This window comes from Roseibium sp. (genome assembly GCF_025698965.1).
GTDB lineage: Bacteria > Pseudomonadota > Alphaproteobacteria > Rhizobiales > Stappiaceae > Roseibium.
In genome coordinates, this window is the sequence record NZ_JAILWL010000448.1 from 1 (window position 1) to 5476 (window position 5476).

The 5476-nt window shown below is 52.6% G+C and carries 8 protein-coding genes; 6 read left to right on the forward strand and 2 right to left on the reverse strand.

Translation table 11 applies throughout. The annotated features are described in order from the left end of the window. Nucleotides 1-161: 161 nt before the first annotated feature. Both K5905_RS26610 and K5905_RS26615 read right to left on the reverse strand, forming a co-directional pair. Nucleotides 162-860 carry a hypothetical protein gene (locus K5905_RS26610; protein WP_297589892.1) on the reverse strand — a complete coding sequence of 233 codons (699 nt, stop codon included), beginning with the start codon at nucleotides 858-860 and terminating at the stop codon, nucleotides 162-164. A gap of 67 nt (nucleotides 861-927) precedes the next feature. Next, a complete protein-coding gene (locus tag K5905_RS26615) occupies nucleotides 928-1353 on the reverse strand; it encodes a helix-turn-helix transcriptional regulator (protein ID WP_297589895.1) in 426 nt (141 codons plus the stop codon). A gap of 211 nt (nucleotides 1354-1564) precedes the next feature. Here K5905_RS26615 and K5905_RS26620 point away from each other — a divergent pair, with 211 nt between their 5' ends. The 6 genes from K5905_RS26620 to K5905_RS26645 form a co-directional block, all read left to right on the forward strand. Beyond that, nucleotides 1565-1939, forward strand: coding sequence for a hypothetical protein (locus K5905_RS26620; RefSeq protein ID WP_297589897.1), 375 nt, complete (start codon nucleotides 1565-1567; stop codon nucleotides 1937-1939). Between the two features lie 92 nt (nucleotides 1940-2031). After that, nucleotides 2032-2622 (forward strand): hypothetical protein, encoded by a 591-nt coding sequence (locus K5905_RS26625; protein WP_297589900.1) that lies wholly within the window; start codon nucleotides 2032-2034, stop codon nucleotides 2620-2622. A 229-nt stretch (nucleotides 2623-2851) separates the two neighbouring features. After that, a complete protein-coding gene (locus K5905_RS26630) occupies nucleotides 2852-4087 on the forward strand; it encodes a phage major capsid protein (protein WP_297589903.1) in 1236 nt (411 codons plus the stop codon). Between the two features lies 1 nt (nucleotide 4088). After that, nucleotides 4089-4364: a head-tail connector protein gene (locus K5905_RS26635; protein ID WP_297589906.1), complete on the forward strand. Its 276-nt coding sequence runs from the start codon at nucleotides 4089-4091 to the stop codon at nucleotides 4362-4364. Continuing rightward, the gene (locus K5905_RS26640; RefSeq protein WP_297589909.1) at nucleotides 4361-4900 is read left to right on the forward strand and encodes an HK97 family phage prohead protease; all 540 of its coding nucleotides are present in this window, start codon (nucleotides 4361-4363) and stop codon (nucleotides 4898-4900) included. Before K5905_RS26635 ends, K5905_RS26640 begins: the two co-directional genes overlap by 4 nt. Beyond that, nucleotides 4897-5476, forward strand: a 580-nt coding sequence (locus tag K5905_RS26645) for a phage portal protein (protein WP_297589911.1), incomplete at its 3' end; no start/stop codon positions are given. The genes K5905_RS26640 and K5905_RS26645, both read left to right, overlap by 4 nt.

A 5476-nucleotide genomic window follows, 5' to 3' on the forward strand; every position in this document is an offset into this window, starting at 1 on the left:
GTGCGCTGCAAATGCGGTTATAACTCGTGATCCAGCTGGATCTCGGAAGCTCGATAAGAGCAAGGCAACAGGCAGGATAGACGGCCTGGTTGCGCTCGCGATGTCACTTCAAATCGCTGGTCGGCACGACCCTGAAACACTACCCGCATGCCTAGCGGAGCTCATGTTGTAAGACGCGAAGAAATAATCGCAATCAACTCCGCACACGCAAAAGAAAACTTCAAGCGTTCGGAATATGAAGCGCCATCACCTATGGCGGTGGTATATAGTTCGTCACACTTTGCTTTTAGAGAAGCATCGCGAAGTGACACTGCATGTTCGTGCCCAAATGCGTTTCTTACTTCGCGTACGAGCGTTAATTGAGCTTTTTCATCGTCGCTGATAATTTTCAGCTCATGAGTGGCGTCTATTCTTTGCGAAAAGTTTCGCTTCTTCACACCGCGCTCATCAAGAAGTCGTATGAGCAAATGGTCAATGATACTTCCAAGCGCAATTACGCACCCGGTTTCAGAACCGCTCCGATTTTCTCTGTTAAATCTCTGTATGTAGGTTTGGAGCTGTTTGTCATCCGAAGGAGACGCAATATCACCGACTACAAAGCTGTCTACACCGCTATCTAGACGGAAGAGTTTGTCGATCCGTTCTTTGCTTGCGAAGGTAATCGGGCCAAACTCACCCGCCAAACATCTGAAGAAAATTTCGCTATCGTGTGGCATGCTACCGAACGGGGTTGCTACAAAGTCTTCAGCTTCGTTTCGATGAGCAAATTTTACCTTGCAGACAACTTTATCTCGATAGGCATCAACCCACTGAGGGTCTTCAACGGATGTGTATTGGAATATTTCTTCTTCAGGTCCCATAATTTCACTTGTCGTTTCTACGATGCGGATTCCGTCTGACGTCCAATAAGCTAGAGGTTATCGGACGTCAGGAATCATCTTTCAATGGCAATTTCTTCGCCTCGTGCGCTGCCTGTTCCAAGCTAGACGCCCACTCTTCATTTCCATCTTTTCTCACAGCTTTAGCCTCTCTTAGAGCATCCGAGGGCAAAATTGCGATAGCTGGCTCATATGGAGAAGTATGTATCAGAACGCACCTTCGACCTTGCACGACAGACGCCACAGCCGTTGCGACTTGAAGCTCCAAACCAACACGCGGTTTTTCCAAAAAAACAATCCCGTGAGCTTCGAGGGCACGGATCAGCTTATTCAGTGTTTCCGGACGCGCAGATAGCTCCCCTGTACCGGGTTCTAACCTCTTTATTGTCGGAATGGAGACCCCTGACCGCTTTGAGAGCTCTTCCTGGCTCCAATCCAACATTGCTCTAGCCGCACGAAGCTGACTCTTTTGCATTTGATCCTCTTCAGATAATTATTGTAATGCTTTTAGCATCTTTTAATTGACAATTCGTTTAGACTCATTTTTATGATGCGAATGGCATATTATGCATCTCTTTTTGAGACGCAACGCTATGCCACCCCTAAAACAAAAACATCCTCAGCGTATTAGAAGGGGAAACAATTACAATTAGTTAGGTAAGTCCATGAAGCAGGAGACAGAACCAATGAACCAGATCGTGACACAAGCTAGCTTAATTGACGCATCTGATTTTAACGGAACCGTATCGTTTAAACGACCCATAGAAATTACACACGACTGTGTCATGAACATAGGCTTAACCCGTAACTTTGATACCGGAAGCTGGGAACGTAACGGCAAACCAATCCTTGAAGTTTCAACCGAGACTTTTCTCGATCTGATCCGGATTTCAACCGAAATGGGTGTTCATCACTTCTGGCAGGACCATAGGCAAGAGCTTTTCTCCGACCGTGACCCAGCATCCTTGAATGCTTCCGATGTAGCAGCACTATTCGAGGTAGTTCGATACGACATCTGTAGGGTACGCGTGGTCGACAAATTTCATGGCGGCAGATTCTGAGATTTTGGCCAGCTGACCTGAAACCAAACGCAAGACCTGGGTGTTGAAAACTCACACTACAACAAGTTGGCGCTTGCCAACTAGAGATCAAAATGAGACAAGTGTACAAACGCCAACTTAAAAAGGCAGTACACATGAATATTTTTAACGACAAGTTCGCAAGTGGCCAGGTGATCAAGTCTGCTGGCATCAGTAATGCAACGCTCCAAAGCTGGCTGAAGCGAGAAGTCATTGTAGGTCAGAAGGATGGCAGCGTGATCGAGGGCGGCGGTTCTCCCGGGCGCCACCGCCGCTTCTCGTTCTATAACTTGATCGAAATCGCAACGGCAAAGGCTCTCATCGATTGTGGCGTTTCTGACTTGCAGGTCGCGTTTTCCACCGCTCGTAAATTCGCACACACAGGCATTGCGGCAACAAAGGAACATCCCGAGAGGAATCCTGGAATGCCGTTCAATATTAGCAACGATGCGCTTGGACAAACTCTGCTTTGTATGAGCGGAGAGCATAGCTTTGTCGCATTTTGGCAGCCCGGAACCGACCCTCTTCTGGAAATCCGTACAGCGTTGCGTCGTCCGATCGGCTTCGTGATACTCGATATGAATGAGCTTTTTGACCGCGTGACAGCAAGTCTTGGTTACCACCCGCAAGAAGTCATTGAGCACGCCTATTCCAGCAGTGGGTAAGACAATTGAGATCAGTTTCCCGCGTCGATTCCTGAGGTTGCGTCTGCCAACCGATAACGAAAAAGGGCTCTGCGTGGCGCGGGCCTCTGCGTAAAACGACATACGTCCAAGAGCCCTATGCAGACTTCAATTTCCCGTCGCGAGACGGCACATCCCAGAGCCGTAAATCCGGCCAGATGGACCTTAACCCCGCCGTGAGGCGGCATGTCCCTTAGATGGAGAATTACCCATGAAAAAGCTTATCGAATTGCGCGAAAAGCGCGCCGCTAAAGTAGATGAAATGCGCAACCTGCATGCCAAAGACAAGCTGGAAACTGAAGACGAAGAACGCTTTACCGCGCTCGAAAACGAGGTTTCCGACATCGACCGCCAGATCGCGCGGGAAGAGCGCATGGCAGCCTTTGAGCGTGAAGACCAGCGCTGTGAAACCGTCAGCGGCGGTGAGTTTGACCGCGAGTTGCTCAATTACTCCCTCTCTGCTGCGATCAACGGAGCGTTGACAGGACGTTTGGCGGGCCGCGAAGCGGAGATTGATCAGGAACTCAAGCGCGGGCGTGAGAGCCGTTCGGGGGCGTCCGGCATTCACATTGCTGTTCCTTCTGAAATCCTGCTGGGCAGCGAGAAACGTAATCAGACCGTCGGAACAGACGGTGCCGGCGGCTACACAGTGGCCACGAATCTGGCTTCCATGGCCGACCGTTTCCGGCCTGCGCTCAAAGTTGAAGCGCTTGGAGCTACCGTTCTTCGAGGTCTCACTGGCTCCCTTGACCTCCCCAACCTTGCTTCGAGTGGATCCGCAGGTTGGGTTGCCGAAAATGGTGATGCCACACGTTCCGCCGCGACCTTTGAAAAGGTCTCTATGGCACCACAGACAGTGTCGGGAGAATATCAGCTTTCGCGCCGTCTGATGCTTCAGTCCAACGAAGCCATTGAAGCGGTTCTGCGTAAGGATCTCGGCTTCCTTCTCGCGCAGGCACTCGACCTGGCCGCAATCAATGGCAGCGGTGTTGCGCCGGAGCCGCTCGGTGTTCTTAACACCACAGGTGTCACGACCGTCACCACAGAATCCATCTTTTCGGACACGACGGCAAACCTGATTGCGGAGTTGGAGTTAGATGACATCACTGGCACAGGGGCATTCCTGACAAACCCGACCGTGATGAAGGATGTCCGCAAGCTGAAGGACGGTGACGGGCACACCTTTTCGCTTGCCGAGCTGTTCCACAATGGACGTGTTGAGGTCTCTTCGCAGGTGCCGACCAATATCGGTTCGGGAAGCGATAAATCTGCCCTGGTCTATGGCCAGTGGAGCGAACTCTATCTCGGATATTGGAGTGCGGTCGATATCCTGATCAACCCGTACCATCCGGACGTTGCTTCGAACGGTGGCGCCCTTCTCCATGCCTTCCTGGATGCCGATGTCGCAGTTCGCCATCCGGAAGCATTTGCGTACGCGGAGATTTAGGATGGTCTCGCTCGCTGACGCAAAAGCATACCTGCGGTTTACCGACGACCATGAAGACGATGTGATCCAACGGCTGATTTCGGCGGCGAGCGACCACCTTTCTGCTGTCGGCGTGGATATGACCGTGGACCCTTTGCCTGCATCGGTCGAACAAGCCCAATACCTTCTCATCGGGCATTTCTTCGAAAACCGTGAAGCAACATGTGAGGTGCGAATTCGCGAAATCGCATTGGGTGTGGATCGCCTGATAGCCCCTTATCAGGAGCAAGGCGTATGACCCAAATCGAAAAACGTGGATACATGGCAGAACTTCGCACCAAGGGTCGTCGCCTGGAAGGCTATGCAGCTACCTTCAACGAGGCCGCTGACATCGGCGGCCGCTTCGTTGAGACCATCGCACCAGGTGCATTCACTCATTCACTGCGCTCCGGGGCGGACGTGCTTGCCCTTGTCGATCACGATCCGGGCCGCGTGCTTGCACGCACGCGCTCGGGAACACTCCGGCTCTCAGAAGACAGTCGGGGGTTGGCCTTCGATCTCGACGTCCCCGACACCACCGCCGGGCGCGATGTTCTGGCTCTGGCGGAACGTGGTGATCTTGGCGGAATGTCCTTCGGGTTCACGATGACGGAAGAAAATCGGCAAGGTGACCGCCGTGAATTGAGTGCCGTCGAACTGCATGAAATCAGCGTGGTCTTGGCTTGGCCTGCATATGACGGAACCGTCGTTCAGGCTCGCAATCGATTGAAGCAGACTTCTGACTTTCACGCGTACGCAAACCGGGCTATCCGCCTATTGGAGATTTCCCGATGAGTTTCTTCGACCGTCTCTTGGGGCGCGAGAAGCGCTCGACCATCAAATCCGATGATCCTTACCTGGCTGAATGGTTTGGCCTGAGAGGTGGAATCGGCGGTTGTACGGATCCGGCCCGCGCAAGCGGTATTGCTGTTGCTCACGCCTGTATATCGATTGTCAGCCAGAACTTGGCTGCCATGCCGCTGAACCTTTACCGCAGAACCGAAAACGGTGGGCGGGAGCGCGCTGCGGAACACCCGCTTTATGCCGTTTTGCATGACATGTCGAATGCGACACTAACCGCGTTCGAAGCCCGCGAAACGCTCATTGCGTCGCTTATGGTGACGGGCAACGCCTTTGCGGTTCTTGAGCGCAATCAGCGAGGACAGGTGACTGCCCTGACCCCTATCGATCCGGGTACAGTGGCCGTCGAGAAATTGCAGAACAACCGCCTGAGATATCGAGTTTCGTATTCCTCTGGCGGCGCGCGATTCTACCTGCAAGAAGAGATGCTCCACTTGCGGTATCGCCTTGGCCGTGATGGTGTCATGGGCCTTTCTCCGATCCAGATCGCCCGCGAGACCTTCAATCTTG

What these genes read in the sequence shown, in the direction of transcription:
- K5905_RS26610 (WP_297589892.1), bottom strand. Translation starts at nt 860, where the DNA reads ATGGGACCTGAAGAAGAAATATTCCAATACACATCCGTTGAAGACCCT.
- K5905_RS26615 (WP_297589895.1), bottom strand. Translation starts at nt 1,353, where the DNA reads ATGCAAAAGAGTCAGCTTCGTGCGGCTAGAGCAATGTTGGATTGGAGC.
- K5905_RS26620 (WP_297589897.1), top strand. Translation starts at nt 1,565, where the DNA reads ATGAACCAGATCGTGACACAAGCTAGCTTAATTGACGCATCTGATTTT.
- K5905_RS26625 (WP_297589900.1), top strand. Translation starts at nt 2,032, where the DNA reads ATGAGACAAGTGTACAAACGCCAACTTAAAAAGGCAGTACACATGAAT.
- K5905_RS26630 (WP_297589903.1), top strand. Translation starts at nt 2,852, where the DNA reads ATGAAAAAGCTTATCGAATTGCGCGAAAAGCGCGCCGCTAAAGTAGAT.
- K5905_RS26635 (WP_297589906.1), top strand. Translation starts at nt 4,089, where the DNA reads ATGGTCTCGCTCGCTGACGCAAAAGCATACCTGCGGTTTACCGACGAC.
- K5905_RS26640 (WP_297589909.1), top strand. Translation starts at nt 4,361, where the DNA reads ATGACCCAAATCGAAAAACGTGGATACATGGCAGAACTTCGCACCAAG.